Source organism: Streptomyces peucetius (assembly GCF_025854275.1).
Taxonomy (GTDB): Bacteria; Actinomycetota; Actinomycetes; order Streptomycetales; family Streptomycetaceae; genus Streptomyces; species Streptomyces peucetius_A.
This window is the reverse complement of record NZ_CP107567.1, coordinates 2,189,819-2,208,043: the sequence shown is the minus strand read 5'-3', so window position 1 is coordinate 2,208,043 and position 18,225 is coordinate 2,189,819. Positions and strand designations below refer to the sequence as shown.

General features: G+C 72.5%; 17 protein-coding genes and 1 other RNA gene. 7 read left to right on the top strand and 11 right to left on the bottom strand.

Annotated elements, in window-relative coordinates:
* Positions 1-111: 111 nt before the first annotated feature.
* The gene (locus OGH68_RS10140; protein WP_264243039.1) at positions 112-1,008 is read right to left on the bottom strand and encodes a sigma-70 family RNA polymerase sigma factor; all 897 of its coding nucleotides are present in this window, start codon (positions 1,006-1,008) and stop codon (positions 112-114) included.
* 464 nt (positions 1,009-1,472) lie between these two features.
* Complete coding sequence (locus OGH68_RS10135) at positions 1,473-2,720, bottom strand: hypothetical protein (RefSeq protein ID WP_264243038.1); 1,248 nt, start codon at positions 2,718-2,720, stop codon at positions 1,473-1,475.
* A 185-nt stretch (positions 2,721-2,905) separates the two neighbouring features.
* Between OGH68_RS10135 and OGH68_RS10130 the strand changes: the two genes are divergently transcribed.
* The 4 genes from OGH68_RS10130 (at position 2,906) to OGH68_RS10115 (ending at position 6,880) form a co-directional block, all read left to right on the top strand.
* Positions 2,906-3,943 (top strand): ABC transporter substrate-binding protein, encoded by a 1,038-nt coding sequence (locus OGH68_RS10130; protein ID WP_264243037.1) that lies wholly within the window; start codon positions 2,906-2,908, stop codon positions 3,941-3,943.
* 77 nt (positions 3,944-4,020) lie between these two features.
* Positions 4,021-4,863, top strand: coding sequence for a Nif3-like dinuclear metal center hexameric protein (locus OGH68_RS10125; RefSeq protein WP_264243036.1), 843 nt, complete (start codon positions 4,021-4,023; stop codon positions 4,861-4,863).
* Positions 4,860-5,603 carry a zinc ribbon domain-containing protein gene (locus tag OGH68_RS10120; RefSeq protein WP_264249996.1) on the top strand — a complete coding sequence of 248 codons (744 nt, stop codon included), beginning with the start codon at positions 4,860-4,862 and terminating at the stop codon, positions 5,601-5,603. The genes OGH68_RS10125 and OGH68_RS10120 overlap by 4 nt, the downstream gene beginning before the upstream one ends.
* Positions 5,603-6,880 (top strand): bifunctional RNase H/acid phosphatase, encoded by a 1,278-nt coding sequence (locus OGH68_RS10115; protein WP_264243035.1) that lies wholly within the window; start codon positions 5,603-5,605, stop codon positions 6,878-6,880. Before OGH68_RS10120 ends, OGH68_RS10115 begins: the two co-directional genes overlap by 1 nt.
* 247 nt (positions 6,881-7,127) lie before the next feature.
* Here the strand turns inward: OGH68_RS10115 and OGH68_RS10110 are convergent, their stop codons facing one another.
* Positions 7,128-7,760: a bifunctional 4-hydroxy-2-oxoglutarate aldolase/2-dehydro-3-deoxy-phosphogluconate aldolase gene (locus OGH68_RS10110; protein ID WP_264243034.1), complete on the bottom strand. Its 633-nt coding sequence runs from the start codon at positions 7,758-7,760 to the stop codon at positions 7,128-7,130.
* A 67-nt stretch (positions 7,761-7,827) separates the two neighbouring features.
* The gene (yaaA, locus tag OGH68_RS10105; protein WP_264243033.1) at positions 7,828-8,628 is read right to left on the bottom strand and encodes a peroxide stress protein YaaA; all 801 of its coding nucleotides are present in this window, start codon (positions 8,626-8,628) and stop codon (positions 7,828-7,830) included.
* Positions 8,629-8,737: 109 nt separating this feature from the next.
* Between yaaA and OGH68_RS10100 the strand changes: the two genes are divergently transcribed.
* Positions 8,738-10,180, top strand: a complete 1,443-nt coding sequence (locus OGH68_RS10100; protein WP_264243032.1) for an RNB domain-containing ribonuclease — start codon at positions 8,738-8,740, stop codon at positions 10,178-10,180.
* On the opposite strand, the gene OGH68_RS10095 is transcribed toward OGH68_RS10100, so the two are convergent.
* Complete coding sequence (locus OGH68_RS10095; protein WP_264243031.1) at positions 10,167-10,997, bottom strand: hypothetical protein; 831 nt, start codon at positions 10,995-10,997, stop codon at positions 10,167-10,169. The genes OGH68_RS10100 and OGH68_RS10095 overlap by 14 nt on opposite strands.
* Positions 10,994-11,776, bottom strand: coding sequence for a MerR family transcriptional regulator (locus tag OGH68_RS10090; RefSeq protein ID WP_264243030.1), 783 nt, complete (start codon positions 11,774-11,776; stop codon positions 10,994-10,996). Before OGH68_RS10090 ends, OGH68_RS10095 begins: the two co-directional genes overlap by 4 nt.
* Before the next feature lie 172 nt (positions 11,777-11,948).
* Between OGH68_RS10090 and rnpB the strand changes: the two genes are divergently transcribed.
* Positions 11,949-12,352, top strand: an RNA gene (rnpB, locus tag OGH68_RS10085) — RNase P RNA component class A.
* Positions 12,353-12,452: 100 nt separating this feature from the next.
* Here rnpB and OGH68_RS10080 read toward each other — a convergent pair.
* The 5 genes from OGH68_RS10080 to OGH68_RS10060 all read right to left on the bottom strand — a co-directional run bounded on the left by OGH68_RS10080 (position 12,453) and on the right by OGH68_RS10060 (position 16,385).
* Positions 12,453-13,640 (bottom strand): cytochrome P450, encoded by a 1,188-nt coding sequence (locus OGH68_RS10080; protein ID WP_264243029.1) that lies wholly within the window; start codon positions 13,638-13,640, stop codon positions 12,453-12,455.
* Positions 13,627-14,337: a tRNA-dependent cyclodipeptide synthase gene (locus tag OGH68_RS10075; RefSeq protein WP_264243028.1), complete on the bottom strand. Its 711-nt coding sequence runs from the start codon at positions 14,335-14,337 to the stop codon at positions 13,627-13,629. The genes OGH68_RS10080 and OGH68_RS10075 overlap by 14 nt, the downstream gene beginning before the upstream one ends.
* 203 nt (positions 14,338-14,540) lie before the next feature.
* Complete coding sequence (locus tag OGH68_RS10070; protein WP_264243027.1) at positions 14,541-14,996, bottom strand: DUF6083 domain-containing protein; 456 nt, start codon at positions 14,994-14,996, stop codon at positions 14,541-14,543.
* Positions 14,997-15,104: 108 nt separating this feature from the next.
* A complete protein-coding gene (locus tag OGH68_RS10065; protein WP_264243026.1) occupies positions 15,105-15,428 on the bottom strand; it encodes a MazG-like family protein in 324 nt (107 codons plus the stop codon).
* A 153-nt stretch (positions 15,429-15,581) separates the two neighbouring features.
* Positions 15,582-16,385: an SDR family oxidoreductase gene (locus tag OGH68_RS10060; RefSeq protein WP_264243025.1), complete on the bottom strand. Its 804-nt coding sequence runs from the start codon at positions 16,383-16,385 to the stop codon at positions 15,582-15,584.
* A gap of 132 nt (positions 16,386-16,517) precedes the next feature.
* Between OGH68_RS10060 and OGH68_RS10055 the strand changes: the two genes are divergently transcribed.
* On the top strand, positions 16,518-18,149 hold the full coding sequence (locus tag OGH68_RS10055) for an alkaline phosphatase D family protein (protein ID WP_264243024.1): 1,632 nt from the start codon (positions 16,518-16,520) through the stop codon (positions 18,147-18,149).
* Positions 18,150-18,225 lie beyond the last annotated feature (76 nt).

Here is an 18,225-nt window from a genome sequence, read left to right as displayed (position 1 = left end):
ATTGAGGACACCGCGCGAAGCGCGGTACCGGGTCCGGGCGGAGCCCGGTTTCGGGAAGGGGCGGGGTGGGGAAACGGCCCCGCGCAGCGGACCCGCCCCACCCCGCCCGGCTCACGCGTCGCCCAGCTCCGCCACCTCCAGCTCCGCCAGCCGCTCCCGCTCCGCGATGACCTCGATGCCGGTGATCGATCCATCGGCGGCGACGGCGAAGGTCAGCGCCACCGACAGCCGGCCCTGCGGCGCCATCACGAGGCCGACCGTGCCGTCCACCAGCGCGACGCCCGTGTACCGGGCACGCCCCATCGCGGCCATCGCGCCCTTGGCGACCGGCCGGGCGCCGTGGACGACGATCGGTTCGGGGCTGGGGACGACCGCCTTGTCGGCGCGCAGCACCACGTCGGGGTGGAGCAGGGAGAGCAGCGCGGTGAAGTCCCCGCCCCGTGTCGCCGTCAGGAACGCTTCGACGACCCGGCGCCGCCGCGCCAGATCGGCGTCCGGCGCCGGGGCGGCCGCGCCGCCCTTGACCCGGCGGCGGGCGCGGCTCGCGAGTTGTCGCGCCGCGGTCGGCGAACGCTCGATCATCGGGCCGATCTCGTCGAACGGCACGGCGAACAGGTCGTGCAGGACGAACGCGAGCCGTTCGGCCGGCGCCAGCGTGTCCAGCACGACCAGCAGCGCCACGCCGACCGAGTCGGCCAGCAGCGCCTCCTGCTCGGGGTCGCTCCCGTCCTCGGGACCGGTGGCCGGCTGCGGCGCCCGTACCTCGAGCGGTTCCTCACGCCGTGACTCGCGCTTGCGCAGCATGTTCAGGCAGATCCGGGACACCACCGTGGTCAGCCAGCCGCTGAGGTTCTCGACACTGCCGGTGTCGGCGCGACTGACGCGCAGCCAGGTCTCCTGCACCGCGTCCTCGGCCTCGCTGACCGAGCCGAGCATCCGGTAGGCCACGGCCCGCAGCCGACCCCGGTCCTCCTCGAAGCGGTCGATCAGCGCTGCGTTCTCGTCCATCGGTCCCACTCCTCGCTCGCGGGGTGTCACAGAAGGCAGGCCGTGCAGTACTCCCGAAAATTTAGTGGTGCGTGACCGCGAATCGCGAACCCGGCCACCGACCGCGCCCCGCGCAACGGAAGAGGGGCGGACGGAGCCCGTTCCGGCTCTGACCGCCCCTCTCGGACGTGCTCCGCCGCTCGACTGCGGCGGCAGGGTCGTTACGACCCGTCGGAACCCGACGGGCGACGGTGCCGGCCGTGCGGCTGCGTCGCCGCGTCCTCCGTCGCCGCACCGCCCCGGTGCTTTCCGGCACCACCGCCGTCGCCCCGCCCGGCGGCCGCAGGCTGCGGGCGCTCGTGGGTCGTGTCGGTTCGGGCTTCAGACATGTGGGAAGTCACCCCGTGTGATCGCTGCGTACGTGTGTAGCAGGGTGCCCGGCCGCACCTGTGGAACCCGTGGCCCGGTCACCCCGGCCCGTGAGTCTAACCACGGGCGTCGCGGCCGGTGAGCGGTGCCTGCTGCAAGGGAACCGGCCTGCACACAACAGGACTGACGGAACCTTCGCACGGTTCCCCACCTGCGGCTTCCGGTTGTGCCGGTTCTGTGGCCGACCCAGGGGGATAGGTTTCTGCAGAGGGAACGGCAAGGGGCGGCGCCTGGGTCCGCACCACTTGGCAGGGCATCGACCCAGTGGCGCAGGGAAGTTGCAGCACGCCGTCCCGGCTCCATGTCCCGGACCCGGTCAACCACCCTCGCGGCGAAGCCATGTGATGCAGCGTCCGTTCGTCGGGGCGCCATACGCCCAGCCAGCTGCCCGCCGCGCCGTCGATCCGCAGGGCCACCGCACAGCTCTCCGGCATCAGAACCTGCCCCGGCTGTACGGCGAACGGCGTCACCAGCGCGTCCGGCAGGCGCAGGCTCCGCGGGAACCGCACCGGACGCGCACTGCCCAGCACGCCCCAGCCGAGCAGGTCCTGGCCGGGACACGGCGCGTTCGAACGGACCAGCAGCAGACCGCTGTCGGCGTCCGCGAGCAGCAGCCGGTCGTCGCTGTCCTCGGTGATCTGCAGCAGCGGCGTCACCTCGCCGCCCCGCGCCAGATCGACCGCGACGGTCTTCACCGGCCCGCCGTCCGGCTGCCTGCGGTCGAGTGCGAGCAGTCGGCCCGTACGGTCCAGCCACGCGCCGCCCGAGCAGTGCCCGGTCACGTCCGCGATGTGCTCGGGACCGCCCGCGCCGCCCGCCACCAGCCAGATGCAGGACGAACGCTCGCCGGGCGCCAGGGCGTAGGCACGGATGCCGTCCGGCGACGGCGGCAGCAGCGTCAACTCCTCGGCGGTGACGGCCCCGAGGGCCACCTCGCCCGTCGCGGGACCGGTCGGGTAGAGCAGTGAGAGGGTGTGCCGCTCCGCGACGCGACGGCAAATCAGGACCCGGCCGTCGGCGAGCGGCAGCACCTGCGCCTCAGGCTCCTCCGGCTGGTCGAGCGGCAGCGGAACGGCGTACGGCTCGGGCCCGTCGAGCGTCCAGCGCTCGGGGAACAGCGCGTCGCCCGTCCCGGCGAGGCGTGCTCCGTACGTGCCGTCCGCGGTGATCGTGATGCCCGGTCGTCCGGCTCCCGCCGGGGGCTCCGCGCCCTCCGCGTCCTTTGGACCGTCGGCGCCGTCCGTACCGTCGTTGTCCGCCACAGCCTTGTCCCGTGCGGCGGTCTCGATGGCCAGGGCTGTCATCGATGCCTCACCTCCGGCAACCGAAGCTAGGTATCGCACTTCCTGCCGAACAACACGACCCACGCCTCTTCACACATAAGGGTGGCCATGTACCGATTTGCCTGAGAACGAGGGGGCGGTTGTGCTGCCCACCCGGGCCGTGCTTAAGGTAAGGGCCACCTAAGTTCGCAGATCAGGAGCACGACATGTCCCTACGCCGCCGCGGTGCAGCCGCCGCAGTCGCCTTCGCCGCCGCACTCTCACTCACCGCCTGCGGCACCGGCGGCGACGCCGGTGAGGACACCGGGGCGAAGGCGGACGACGGCGGCAAGAAGGCCGTGGCCCAGGGCGGCAAGGACTTCGGTGACGCGGCCGAGAAGACCGCCGCGATGGGCACGGACGCCGAGCCCGGCGAGTTCCCGCGCACCATCACCCACGCGCTCGGCACCACGGAGATCAAGGCCGAGCCCAAGCGGGTCGTCGTCCTCGACGTCGGCGAGCTGGACAACGTCGCCTCCCTCGGCGTCGAGCCGGTCGGCTACGCGCCGACCGAGGGCGACGACGGCATCCCCGAGTACCTGAAGAAGACCGCGGGCACCCCCAAGAGCGTCGGCACCATCAACAGCCTCAACCTGGAGGCCATCGCCGCCCTCGAGCCCGACCTGATCCTCGGCAGCCAGCTGCGGGCGAGCGACAAGTACAAGGAGCTGTCCCGGATCGCTCCGACCGTCTTCTCCATCCGCCCCGGTTTCACCTGGAAGGAGAACTACCTCCTCAACGCCGCCGCGCTCGACAGGACGGCGGAGGCGGAGGCGAAGCTCGCCGCGTACGAGAAGAAGGCGAAGCAGCTCGGCACGGACCTCGGCGAGAAGAAGCCGACCGTCACCATGCTCCGCTACATGCCGGGCAAGATCCGCCTCTACGCGCAGGCCTCCTTCATCGGCACGATCCTGAAGGACGCCGGCGTCCCGCGCCCGCAGAACCAGCAGATCAACGACCTCGCCGCCGAGATCAGCCCGGAGAAGATGGACGAGGCCGACGCCGACTGGATCTTCACGGGCGTCTACGGCGATCCATCGAAGACCAAGCGCGACACCGCCGAGTCCAACCCGCTGTGGAAGGACCTGAAGGCCGTCAAGGCGGGGCAGGCCAAGGACGTTCCCGACGAGACCTGGTACCTCGGGCTCGGTGTCACCGCCGCCGACGAGGTCCTCGACGACCTCCGCGGCTTCCTCGTGAAGTAGGCGCGGTCTCTCATGAGGCGGGCGCGGTGAAGTAGGCGCACACCGCGCGGACGGGCGGGGCAGGTAGCCTTTGCTGCGTGCCCCGTCTGTCTGAAGTCATCGCCGAGCTCGACGCCCTGTGGCCCCCCGAGCGGGCCGAACAGTGGGACGCCGTCGGCACGGTCTGCGGAGACCCCGACGCCCCGGTCACCCGCGTGCTGTTCGCCGTCGACCCCGTCCGGGAGGTCGTCGAGGAAGCGGTGAAGCTCGGCGCCGACCTGCTCGTCACCCACCACCCGCTCTATCTGCGCGGTACGACGACGGTCGCGGCCGGTCACTTCAAGGGCCGGGTCGTGCACACGCTGATCAAGAACGACATCGCCCTGCAGGTCGCGCACACCAACGCCGACACCGCCGACCCCGGTGTCTCCGACGCCCTCGCGGGCGCGCTCGACCTGCGCGTGGTCCGCCCCCTGGTGCCCGACGCCACCGACCCGAACGGGCGTCGCGGCCTCGGCCGGGTGTGCGAACTCGACCGCCCCGAGACGCTGCGCGAGTTCGCGGCGCGCGCCGCGAAGCGCCTGCCCGCCACCGCGCAGGGCATCCGCCTCGCCGGCGACCCGGACGCCCTCGTCCGCACCGTCGCGGTCAGCGGCGGCTCCGGCGACAGCCTCTTCGACCAGGTACGGGCAGCCGGTGTCGACGCCTTCCTCACGGCCGACCTGCGCCACCACCCGGCCTCGGAGGCCACTCAGCACTCGCCGCTCGGCCTGGTCGACGCCGCGCACTGGGCCACCGAATGGCCCTGGTGCGAACAGGCCGCGGCACAGCTCGACGAGATTTCCGACCGGCACGGCTGGGACCTGCGGGTCCACGTCTCGAAGACGGTCACCGACCCCTGGTCCGCCCATCACGATTCACCTTCTGGAGCCCCCAACTGAACGCAGCGCCCGCCGACCAGATCCGACTCCTCGACGTCCAGGCCCTCGACCGGCGACTGGCGCAGCTCGCGCACAAGCGCAAGTCGTTGCCCGAGCACGCCGAGATCGAGTCGCTGACCAAGGACCTCACCCAGCTGCGCGACCTGCTCGTCGCCGCTCAGACGGAGGAGAGCGACACCGCTCGCGAGCAGACCAAGGCCGAGCAGGACGTCGACCAGGTGCGCCAGCGCGCCACCCGAGACCAGCAGCGTCTTGACTCCGGAGCGATCACCTCGCCGAAGGACCTGGAGAACCTGCAGCGCGAGATCGTCTCCCTCGCCAAGCGCCAGGGCGACCTCGAGGACATCGTCCTCGAGGTCATGGAACGCCGTGAGTCCGTGCAGGAGCGCGTCGCCGAGCTGACCGAGCGGGTCTCCTCCGTGCAGGGCAAGGTCGACGCCGCCACCGCCCGCCGGGACGCCGCGCAGGAGGAGATCGACGGCGAGGCAGCGTCCGTCACCAAGGAGCGCGAGGTCGTCGCCGGATCCGTCCCGGCCGACCTGCTGAAGCTGTACGAGAAGCTGCGCGTCCAGCAGGGCGGCGTCGGAGCGGCCCGGCTGTTCCAGCGGCGCTGCGAGGGCTGCCAGCTGGAGCTGAACATCACCGAGCTGAACGAGGTCCGCGCCGCCGCGCCCGACACGGTGCTGCGCTGCGAGAACTGCCGCCGCATCCTCGTCCGTACGTCCGAGTCGGGACTCTGATGCGGGAGTTCGTCGTCGAGGCCGACGGCGGCTCCCGGGGAAACCCCGGCCCGGCCGGTTACGGCGCGGTCGTCCTCGACCCGGCCTCCGGGGCGGCCCTCGCCGAGGCCGCCGAGTACATCGGCGTGGCGACGAACAACGTCGCCGAGTACAAGGGTCTGGTCGCCGGGCTCAGGGCCGCCCACGCACTCGACCCGGAGGCGACCGTCCGCGTACGGATGGACTCCAAGCTGGTCGTCGAGCAGATGTCCGGCCGCTGGAAGATCAAGCACCCCGACATGAAGCCGCTCGCCGCCGAGGCCGCGCGGGTCTTCCCGCCCGGCCAGGTCACGTACGAGTGGATCCCGCGCGAGCGCAACAAACACGCGGACCGGCTCGCCAACGAGGCGATGGACGCGGGCAGGCAGGGCAAGCAGTGGGAGCCGTCGCGCTCCATGGCGGCGCTCGACGCGCGTGACGCGGAGGCGGCACGGGTGGTGGGCGACGCTGCGGCCGGCGCGGCGAAGGCGCGGGCGGCGATGGGGCGGGCGGCGGTCGTGGAGCCCGCTCCCGCGGCCCCCGCCCCTGCCGCCCCCGGCACGCAGGCGGCCACGGCCCTGGCGGATCCGGCCCCCGCGGCCGCCCCCGTGCCGGGGTGGGGCCCGCCCGACCTGGGGCTGCCCGCCACGTTCGTGCTGCTCCGGCACGGGGAGACGGTCCTGACCCCCGAGAAGCGCTTCTCCGGCAGCGGCGGGAGCGACCCGGTGCTGTCGGCAGTGGGCCGCCGCCAGGCCGACGCCGTCGCCGCGGCGCTCGCCGAGCGCGGCACGATCCAGGAGATCGTCAGCTCCCCGCTGCGGCGCTGCCGCGAGACGGCGGACGCGGTCGCCGCGAGGCTCGGCCTCGACGTGACCCTCGAAGAGGGCCTGCGCGAGACCGACTTCGGCGCGTGGGAGGGCATGACGTACGCGGAGGTACGGGAGCGGTACCCCGACGACCTCGACGCGTGGCTCGCCTCCCCGAAGGCGGTGCCGACGGGCGGCGGCGAGAGCTTCGCGACGGTGGCGCGACGGGTCGCCGCGGCGCGTGACAAACTCCTCGCACGCTGCCAGGGCCGCACGGTCCTGCTGGTCACCCACGTGACCCCGGTCAAGACTCTGGTCCGCCTGGCACTGGGGGCGCCGCCCGAGTCCTTGTTCCGCATGGAGCTGTCGGCGGCGTCGCTGTCGGCGGTGGCGTACTACGCGGACGCCAACGCGTCGCTGCGGCTGCTGAACGACACGTCGCACTTGCGCTGACCCCGCGGTGCGGCCGCGGTCGCGGGCCCGCCTACGGCGGGCCTGCCCCCACCCCGCCCCTTCCCGAAACCGGGGGGTGCGCCCCCGGGCCCCGGCACCGCGCTTGGCGCGGTGGCCTCAAGCGCCGGCCGGGCTGGAATTGCCGCTTCGCGGCAAACCAGCCCAGCCGGGCACACCCAGCCTTGCCGGCGATTGAGGCGCGGGGCTCGGGGCGGAGCCCCGACGGGGCCGGCAAGTGGGCGCGGCGCTACGTGCCCGCGGGCCGTGCGCCCAGGCCCGCCGCCTCGCGGGCCAAGGCGGCGACCCGGGCCCAGTCCCCGGCCCGTACCGCGTCCGTCGGCAGCATCCACGTGCCGCCCACGCACGCCACGTTCGGCAGCGCCAGATACGCCGGTGCGGACGCGAGCGACACACCGCCCGTGGGGCAGAAGCGCGCCTGGGGGAGGGGGCCGGCGAGGGACGTGAGGTAGGGCGTGCCGCCGGCCGCCTCCGCGGGGAAGAACTTCATCTCGCGCACGCCGCGCTCCAGCAGTGCCACGACCTCGGACGTCGTCGAGACGCCCGGCAGGAACGGCACCCCGGACGCCCGCATGGCGTCCAGCAGCGTGTCCGTCCACCCGGGGCTGACAAGGAAACGTGCCCCGGCCGCCATCGCCGAGGAGACGTGCTCCGCGGAGATCACCGTCCCGGCGCCGACGACCGCGTCAGGGACCTCGGCCGCGATCGCGCGGATCGCGTCGAGCGCGGCCGGGGTCCTGAGCGTCACCTCGATCGCGGGCAGTCCGCCGGAGACGAGGGCGCGTGCCAGCGGCACGGCGTCGGCGGCGTCGTCGATGACGACGACAGGGATCACGGGGGCGAGGTCGAGCACGGAGGACATGGCGTCATCCTGCCCGCGCCGAGCACACTCCGCAACGACCGTTGCAGAGAATGCAACGAAAAAGCTTTCAGTGGATCTCGGACACGATCACGTCCAGACCCCACGGCTTGCCGCCCCGTGCCGGAAGCTCCGCCTCCACCGCGTATCCGAGGTCCCGCAGCGCCTCCACCAGCGCCGCCGGGGACTTCGGCGCCGCGCCCGCCTCGAGCAGGCTCCGTACGATCCGGCCCTTCGTCGCCTTGTTGAAGTGGCTGACCACCGAGCGCTTCTCCACCCCGTCGACCATCTGGGAGTGCAGCACCCGCACCGTTGCCGTACGGCCCGCCACCTCACCCTTCGGCTTCCATGCCGCCGCGTACGCCGACGAGCGCAGATCGAGCACCAGCCCGCCGCCGGCCGCCTCGGGCAGCACGGACTCCATCGGGCCCCGCCAGTGGGCGCCCAGCGCGCCGAGCCCCGGCAGCTTCACCCCCATCGAACAGCGGTACGACGGGATACGGTCGCCGACCCGCACCGCGCCCCACAGCCCGGAGAACACCAGCAGCGACTGCCGCGCCCGCCTCCGGGCGGCCGCGTCGAGCGTGGCCAGGCCCAGCGCGTCGTACAGCACGCCCGTGTAGATCTCACCGGCCGGCCGCGTGCCCGCCGTCCGCAGCTCCGCGTTCTTCGCGATCTCGCCGCGCAGGCCCTCGCTCAGCCCGAGCACCTGCTGCGCCTTCGCCTCGTCGGCGGCACAGAGTTCGACGAGTTCGTCCAGCACGGCGGCCCGCGCCTCCGCGAGCCCCGGCAGCGACAGCGACTCCGGCTTCAGCGGAGCCCCGCGGCCGGAAGCGGCCTTGCCCTCCGACGGCGGCAACAGGACAAGCACGGCAGGTCTCCTTCGTACGAACACGGGCGGGGGTGCGGCCCCGCGCCAGACTACAAAGGGCCCGGGCCACCGAAATGCCACCACCCCCGCCCCGGCCTACGCTCGGTCCATGCCCCGCCGCCAGATGAACGTGACCGGCGCAGCCGAGGCTCCGCTGCGCGCCGCCCTGCGTGAGCTGCGCACGACGCTCGACGTGCCGGGCGACTTCCCGGCGGCGGCCCTCGCGGAGGCCGAGGCGGCGGCGCGGGAGCCGCGGCTGCCCGAGGAGGACGCCACGGACCTCCCCTTCTTCACCATCGACCCGCCCGGGTCCGTCGACCTCGACCAGGCGATGCACCTCGCCCGCCGCGACGGCGGAGGCTTCCGCGTCCACTACGCGATCGCCGACGTCGCCGCCTTCGTGACACCCGGCGGCGCGCTGGACACGGAGGCCCACCGCAGGGTGCAGACCCTGTACTTCCCCGACGAGAAGGTGCCCCTCCATCCGCCCGCCCTCTCGGAGGGCGCCGCGAGTCTGCTCCCCGGCCGGACCACCCCCACGCTGCTGTGGCGGATCGACCTCGACGGCGAGGGGCGCACGGTCACCGCCCATGTCCGCCGCGCGCTCGTCCGCAGCCGCGTCAGGCTCGACTACGAAGAAGCGCAGCGGCAGATCGACACCGGCACCGCCGAGGAACCGCTCGCACTGCTGAGGGACATCGGCAAGCGGCGCGAGGCGCTCGAGATCGAGCGCGGAGGCATCTCCCTCAACGTGCCCGAGCAGGAGATCGACGAAAGCGGCGGCACCTACGTCCTCGCCTACCGCGCCCCGCGCCCCGCCGAGGGCTGGAACGCCCAGATCTCCCTGCTCACGGGCATGGCGGCCGCCGACCTGATGACCGCGTACGGCACCGGCATCCTGCGGACCCTGCCGACCGCACCCGACGGAGCCGTGGCGCGCCTGCGCCGCTGCGCGAAGGCCCTGCACGTCCAGTGGCCGCACCACGTCTCGTACGCGGAGCTCGTCCGCTCCCTCGATCCGGCCGAGCCGCGCAACGCCGCCTTCCTGCAGGAGTGCACGACGCTGCTGCGCGGCGCCGGGTACACGGCGTTCACGGGCGGCGTGCTGCCGGTACCCGCGGTTCACGCGGCGGTCGCGGCCGAGTACACCCACTGCACGGCCCCGCTGCGCCGGCTCGTCGACCGGTACGCGGGCGAGCTGTGCGTCGCCGCCGTGGCGGGCCGGGAGCCGCCGGAGTGGGTGAGCGCGGCGCTCGACGCGCTCCCGAAGGAGATGGCGGAAGGCTCCCGGCGCGGCAACACCGTCGAACGTGAATGCCTCGACATCGTCGAGGCCGTGGTGCTGCGGGACCGGATCGGTGAACTGTTCGACGCGGTCGTCGTGGACGTGAAGGAGAACGACCCGTCGGCCGGCACCGTCCACCTCGAGGACCCGGCGGTGGTGGCGCGCGTCGACGGCGACGGCGCTCCGCTGCCCCTGGGGGAGCGGCTGCGGGTCCGGCTCACCGAGGCGGACCCGCAGCGGGCGAAGGTGCGGTTCACGCCGGCGTGACCGGCTCCGCCTCCGGGCGTCGGGCGCTCACCGCCCCCCGCAGCGCCTTCGCGAGGGCCCTCGCGTCGTCGGCGTGGAAGCGGACCGTGCGGACGGACCTCTCCCGTCCCAGCGGGCCGACGTGGGTGACCGGCTCGGAGAGCTCCAGCGTCACCGAGGTCTGCGCGGCCACCATCAGATCGAGCACGCCGTCCCGCCCCTTGTGCGTGAAGAGCGGCTCGTACCGGACGTCCGCGATCCGCTCCAGCGGTATCCGCAGGTTTACGTGGCCGCCCTGACGCAGCCGCAGCGTGTCCGACGACAGAACGTGGGGACGGGTCACGGCAGCCGCCTGCAGCCCCAGCATGAACAGCACCGTGTAGATGTCGACGACGAGCAGCACGGCGTGCACCCTCGGATAGTCCCTCAGCAGAAACGACACACCCACCGTCTCCACGACGCACACGAACGTGAAGCCGTACATCATCGCGGCCTGGTCCCGCGCGTGCCCGAAGGGCAGATCGCCGGGCCCCACCCCGTCGCGGCGACGCCCCGCCCACAGGAACAGGCTGCGCATCAGCCGCAGCTCGTGGCCCACCAGCCGCAGCACTGGTACGGGCACCAGCTCCGCCACCGCCTCCCGCCCGGTCAGGCCGCGTCTGCGCAGCGCCACGTACGCGAACGCCTCGGCGGCGAGCAGCAGCACGACGGCGGCCTCCGCGGCGGCGAGGACGGGCAGCGGGACCGCCACACCGCCCACCAGGCAGACAGTGAGCAGCACCTCGGCGGGCAGCACCGCGTACGCGACGGTCCGCAGCGCCCGCGGCAGCCGGCTCACCGGGCACGCTCCACCAGCAGCTCCAGCGCACGGGTCACGACCGCCGTCTGGGCGGGCGGCAATTCGGCGAAGAAGGCGTCCATGAACCCGTCGTCCGGCACGGTGTTCGCCCCCAGGTTCGCCACGATGTCGTCGGGCAGGATCGCCGCGAGGGACCGGGCCGTGGCCTCCACCCGGGGATCGGCCGGATCCGCGTCGGCGAGTGCGTCCATCTCCTCGTACAGGGCGTACGCCCGCTCCATCGCCTCCGGCGCCTCGGTCATCCGGCGCATCGCCCCCATCAGCCTCTCCTGTTCCGGTTCGGGCGCCACGGTGTCCAGCAGCGCCAGCAGTTCACGGTCCTTCGCCGCCATCGCGGGCTCCGGACCGGGCAGCCCGGCGGACGCGCGGGCCATGTCCCCGAACACCTCCGCCAGCCGCGGCGACACCGGCCCCTCCGTGGTCAGCTCGCCGCTCCGGGCCTGCGCGAGCAGCACGGCAAGCCGTGCCCGCCGCCCGTGGATCAGCGCCTCCTGCCGGGCCAGGTCCTCGTCCAGTTCCTCCAGCACCTCGACGAGATCCCGTCCGGCGTCGTCCGCGAGCACGTCCCGCACCTCGTCGAGCCCCAGCCCCAGCTCCGTCAGCCGCCGGATCCGCGCGAGCAGTACGGCGTCGCGGACGCTGTACTCCCGGTACCCGTTGGGGCGGCGGACGGGTTCGGGCAGCAGCCCGAGGTGGTGGTAGTGCCTGACGGTGCGGGGCGTCACCCCGACGAGGGCGGCGATCTCTCCGATTCGCATGCGACCAGTAGAAACGTTGACGCTGCGACAAGGTCAAGCGAGCCGGGAGACCGCACGGAATGCCGCCGCGTTTCCTTGGCCGTGTGCCCCGGCCGAGGTGAAGCCCCCGATCACGCGGACGGCGGGCGGCTGAGCCCTCCGAAACGGCAGGTAGCATGGTCCTCACGGCAGACGAGCCGGGCGGACGGCCGCGTGAGGTCCCGACAGGGGGCTCCCGAGGAACGTCCGGGCTCCACAGGGCAGGGTGGTGGCTAACGGCCACCCGGGGTGACCCGCGGGACAGTGCCACAGAAAGCAGACCGCCGGGGGCCTCGGTCCTCGGTAAGGGTGAAACGGTGGTGTAAGAGACCACCAGCGCCTGAGGTGACTCAGGCGGCTAGGTAAACCCCACCCGGAGCAAGGTCAAGAGGGACCGCCGCAAGGTGGTCCTGCGCGGACGCATGAGGGCTGCCCGCCCGAGTCCGCGGGTAGACCGCACGAGGCCGGTGGCAACGCCGGTCCTAGATGGATGGCCGTCGCCCCGACGACCGCGAGGTCCCGGGTGCACAGAACCCGGCGTACAGCCCGACTCGTCTGCCGCCCAACGCTCAACGCCCGCCTGCCCGTCTGCCTGCCTGTGCCGGCCCCGGCCGTGAGGCCGGAGCCGGCGGGTGCGCCGTGCCGATTCGGTCGTGCGCTACCAGGCGACGGGCAGGCGTTCGGGAATGCGTTTCATGAATCCGGTGCGCCACACGAGCTGGTCGACGGGGACCGCCAGGTGCAGGCCGGGCATCCTCTCGAGGAGTACCTCGATCGCGATCTCCGCGTGCTTCTTCCCGAGGGCCGTGGCCGGGCAGTAGTGCGCGCCTCCGCCGAACGACAGGTGCGTGCTCGCCTCGGGCCGGTCGATGTCGACGAGGTGCGGGTCGGGGAACGCGCCCGGGTCCGTGTTCGCGGCCTCGACCAGGACGAGGACGAGTTCGCCGCGCCTCACCAGGGTGCCGCCGAGTACGACGTCCTCGAGGGCCAGCCGGGGCAGACCGTCGGCGATGGACAGGTTGACGCGCAGCAGTTCGTCCACGGCGGCCGGGATCTTCTCCGGGTTCCTCCGGAGCTGCTCCCACACCTGAGGGTGCTGCATGAGGGAGAAGATCCCCATGGTCAGGAAGCCCATGGTGGAGATGACGCCCGCGCCGAACATGGTGACGCCCACGGTGGCGAGCATCTCGTCGGTGAGGTGCGCGTACTCGGGCAGGCCCCGAAGGGCGGCGAGTTCGGCCATCAGTCCGGTGGTCTCGGGATCGTCGAGCCGGGCGACCATGTAGCCGATGTCGCGGTCCCAGTTCAGGCGTGCTCCCGTGACGGGACACGCCGAGTTCATGAACGCGATGTCGAGACTGGCGGCGAGGCGCGGCGCGTCGGCCTCCGGTATGCCGAGGATGCGGCAGTGCAGATGCTCGGCGTAGGGGTTGGTGAACCGGCCGCGGAGGTCGACCGGCGGGCCCTGATCGATGAGCTCGTCGACCAGGGCCTCGGCGTGGCCGCGCATCCAGTCCGTGAGTCCTCCGGTCCTGGGGTTGATGGCCTTCAGCACCGCCTTGCGCAGCCCGGCCCCGGTGATGTTGCCCATGTTGTTGACCACTTCCGGCGGAATGGTCAGCGCGTACTGCCTGGGCACGCCGGGGGCGGAGGTGTCCTTGAGGCTGAACCGCAAGTCCTCGAGGACCTGCTTGCACAGGGCGTACGAGGAGACGAGCCATGCCTCGTCGCCGGCGATGGTGCGCACGCGCTTGACCGGTTCGGCGCGCAGGTCCTCGATCTGCGGCGGGAGACGGTCGCCGCGTGCGGAGAACGGGAAGTCGAGCAGGGTGTCAGTGCTGGTCACGCTGGTCTCCTTCGGCGGGAGTGACGATGGCGTGTCCCTGGTTGCGGGATGCGCGGAGGCCGGAGCCGCGGGCGTACAGCAGATCGGCCAGGGGGAGCGCCTGGTGGTAGCAGTTCAGGGAGGACGAGACGCCGAGGATGGCCGGGGTGTCGAGGAACAAGGGGGCTTCGGCGGCGATGTACTGGAGGCAGACCTCGCGCTGGCGGGCCGTGCTCTGCGCACCGCCCAGGACCTTCGACGAGAGGAACGTGTCGACCAGCGCGTCGCAGGTCGTGCGGAACTCGGCGTCGGTCGCGAGCAGGTTGCCCAAGTGGTCGTGGAGTTCGCGGTAGGCCGGGTGCGACGCGAGCTCCGACACGGGCCGGGCGTTCACGCGGCCGCCCGCGGGGTCGGCGTCCCGGGCGGCGTTGGTGACCTTGGCCCGTACGCCCCGGAGGTTCTTCACGGCCTTGCGGCGCGCGTCGTCGGGCGGGTAGCCGAGCGCTTCGTACATGTCGGCGACGTGCAGGTCGGTGTAGACGAGGTCGACCCGGCGGAAGTGGCGGGCGCCCCAGTGGGCCAGATCCGTGACGCGACGGGCGGAGAAGTACGAGTTCCCCGGCGATATGCCGATGACGGCGTGCTCGCCCTCGTCATGGATGACCCGGCAGTGCGGTGTGTAGGGCCGGACGGTGAAGAGTTCAACTGCAGTGGTCAACAGAGGTCTTGGTCCTTCACGCCGTCGCTAGTCCCTTCGGGGCCCTGTGCCCCTGGTGTGGCGACGGCGTCACGGACAGTACTCAATGAAGATTCCGAGATCCACACCGACCGGGCAGTAACTCACCTGTCGGACAAGGCGGTTGAACGATCACCTTTTCGCCTGCGGTGCGGAGGCCGATGGAGCGGCCCCCGGCTCGCTGCTCATACCCACTGCCGCGCGTTCCGCCGCCACAGGGCGAGCAGGGCCGGAGTGTCGGGCGGGGCCGAGCGCGCCGGACAGACGTCGGCGTGCCCCACGCGGCAGAGACCGGTCGGCGCGGCGGTGCGGGGGTCGGCCGCGGTGTGCCGGCGGCGGCCCGGCGGCACGGATTCGGCGGGGTGCGTGCCCGGCTCCATCAGCATCCAGCGGCCGTCGGCCGTACGGTGCCACTCGGCGGTGGCGCCGCAGTACCGGCAGGACGTGCGGCGGGGGCCGCAGCGCTCCCTCAGGGCGGCGAACGCGGGGTCGCCCCCCGCGGCGGTCAGGACGTCGCCCAGCCGGACGGGCTCACGGCCGGCCGTACGGCCGGTGTGCTCGCACGGTGGGCACAGAGCGGTGCGCCGGCCGGCGTCCCAGCGGGCGCCCGGGCCGTCGCACGCGGCGCATCGAAAGCCCAACTCCGGCCCCCCACTGGTCCGTTGCGGCGTGCGCTTTCCTTCCCCACGGAAAGTCTTCCGAGTGGGACGGACTTGAAACCACACGCACGACCTGCGACGCGTGGCCGGTCAGTCACCCAGGGAGCGGTTCACCACATGGTCCAGACGGGAGGTGAAGGTCCCCGCCGCGTCCGGGGTGAGCGTGCGCAGCGCCACCATGGCCGTGATGATCACGTCGCACAGCTCGGACTCCACGTCCTGCCAGCTGTGCGTGGTGCCCTTGCGAGGGTTCTGCCCCTTCGCGCCGATGACCGCCTGGGCGACCTCGCCGACCTCCTCGGAGAGCTTCAGCACCCGCAGCAGCACCTCCTGCTCCGGCGGGTACGTGTTGCTCTCCCGCAGCCAGGCGTGCAGGCGCTCCACGCTCTCCCAGCTCTGATCCGTGCGCTCCATGCGCGCCAGCCTGTCACGGACTGGCCCGCGTGCGGTCCAATTCCCGGCGCCCGCCGCACGGATGGGGCACGGAGCCGGCGTACGGCCGCTCGCTGCACGGGTGACGGCGGAACCGGACGCCGTCCCGGGTGCGAGCCGGCCGGCGGGGAGCGGTCAGCCGCGCCCGATGAACGGCATGTTCGTCGCCAGTACCGTCGCGAACTGCACGTTCGCCTCCAGCGGCAGTTCCGCCATGTGGCGCACGGTCCGCGCCACGTCGCTCACGTCCATCACCGGCTCCGGGGACAGTTCACCGTTCGCCTGGAGGACGCCCGACTGCATGGCGCTCGTCATGTCGGTGGCCGCGTTGCCGATGTCGATCTGGCCGCAGGCGATCGAGTAGGGCCGGCCGTCCAGTGACAGGGACTTGGTCAGCCCGGTGAGCGCGTGCTTGGTGGCGGTGTACGGCGCGGAGTTCGGGCGCGGCGTGTGCGCCGAGATCGAGCCGTTGTTGATGATCCGGCCGCCCTGCGGTGTCTGCTCCTTCATCAGGCGGAACGCTGCCTGTGCGCACAGGAACGCGCCGTTCAGGTTCGTGTCGACGACCTTGCGCCAGGCGGAGTACTCCAGGTCCTCGAAGCGCACACCGCCGGGGCCGAACGTGCCCGCGTTGTTGAACAGCAGATCCAGCCGGCCGTAGCGCTCGTGGACGGCGGAGAAGAGCGCGGCGACCGCCTCGGGATCCGTCACGTCCGTCGGGACGCACAGCAGCTCGGCGTCCGGCCGGGCGGCGCGGATCAGCGCCGCGGTCTCCTCGAGCGTCTCGTTGTGCCGACCGGCGAGGGCCACTGACCACTTCGGGCCGACCCTCGAACCGGCGGCCGCGCCCTGTCCTGTTTGTACCAGTTCGAGCGCGACGCTCCGGCCGATGCCGGAGCCCGCGCCTGTCACCACCGCGATCCTCGCCACTGACTTCATGGCCCGCAGCGTACGCGCATGCGTCGCACACGGATCTCATCCGACCGACATGCGGATGTTGTGTCCGCGACAACGCGGATTCGTCGGCTCCGGCTCCAATGCGGCTGACAACAGCCGTCAGGGGAGGGCCACATGACACCCGCGCACACCGCCCATTCGGCCGAGCTCAGAGCTGCGGCAGCCCGGCATCTCGGCCGGCGCACCATCCTCACCGCCACGGCCGCCGCCGCGACGCTGGCCTTCTCGGTCAACCTGCCCGGCACCGCGCACGCCAGGACTGTCAACGGCCGGAAGATCACCGAGGACCCCTTCACCCTGGGCGTCGCCTCCGGCGACCCCCGGCCCGATTCCGTCGTCCTGTGGACGCGCCTCGCGCCGAAACCGTACGAACCGGGCAGCGGCCTGCCGCAGGCGAGCGTCCAGGTCCAGTGGGAGGTCGCGTACGACGCCGCCTTCGCCCGGATCGCCAAGCGGGGGTCCGTCACCGCCCACCCCGAGTTCAACCACAGCGTCCACGTCAAGGCCGTCGGCCTGGAGGCGGACCGCGTCTACTACTACCGCTTCCGCACCGGCACCTGGATCAGCCCCGCCGGGCGCACCCGCACCGCGCCCGCGCCCGGTGCCGCCCTCGGCGGACTGAAGCTCGCCGCCGTGTCCTGCCAGGCGTACCACGACGGCTACTTCACCGCCTACCGGCACCTCGCCGCCGAGGACGTCGACGTCGTCTTCCATCTCGGCGACTACCTCTACGAGTACGCCGTGAACTCCGCGGGCGGCGCCCGCAATTACACCGACCGCGTCCTGCCGGCCCACTTCAACCGCGAGACGGTCACCCTGGAGGACTACCGGCTGCGCTACGGCCTCTACAAGTCGGACCCCGACCTCCGGGCCGCCCACGCCGCCCACCCCTTCGTCGTCACCTGGGACGATCACGAGACGGAGAACAACTACGCCGACGGGACGCCCGAGAACGGCGTACCGCCGGAGGAGTTCCTGCTCCGCCGGGCCTCCGCGTACCGCGCGTACTGGGAGAACATGCCGCTGCGCGCGCCCCAGCAGCCCGTCGGCCCCGACATGCAGCTGTACCGCCGGCTGCACTACGGGCAGCTCGCCCAGTTCGACGTGCTCGACACCCGCCAGTACCGCTCCGACCAGGCGTACGGCGACCGGGCACACGTCTCGGGGCCCGAGTCGGAGGACCCGTCGCGCACCATGACCGGCGCCCAGCAGGAGCGCTGGCTCATCGACGGCTGGCGGGCCTCCGCCGCCACCTGGAACGTCGTGCCGCAGCAGGTCAACTTCTCCCGGCGCGCGCTGGACCTGGGCGACGACCCCCGGCTCAGCATGGACGCCTGGGACGGCTACCCCGCCTCCCGCGACCGCGTCCTCGACGGCGCCCGGTCCGCCGGCGTCGAGAACCTGATGGTCCTCACCGGTGACGTGCACGTCGCCTACGCGTACGACATCAAGCGCGACTACGAGACGCCCGGGGCGGAGGTCGTCGGCACCGAGATCGTCGCCACCTCGATCTCCAGCGGCAAGGACGGCGCCGACAAGCCGGCCACCTGGGACACCTACACCCGGGCCAACCCGCACATGCGGTTCTACAACGGCCGACGCGGCTATGTGACGGTCACTCTCGACCGGCAGCAGGCGCGCGCCGACTTCCGCACGGTCGCCGCGGTGACCACACCGGACGCGCCGGTCACCACGACGGCCTCGTTCGTGACCGAGGCCGGCAATCCCGGCCTGCAAGCCGTCTAGGGTGAGTATTTGGTTGCGATCACGGGGTGTGGATCATCCGGCCCTGACGGCGGCCGTCATTGTCGGACCCGGGCGT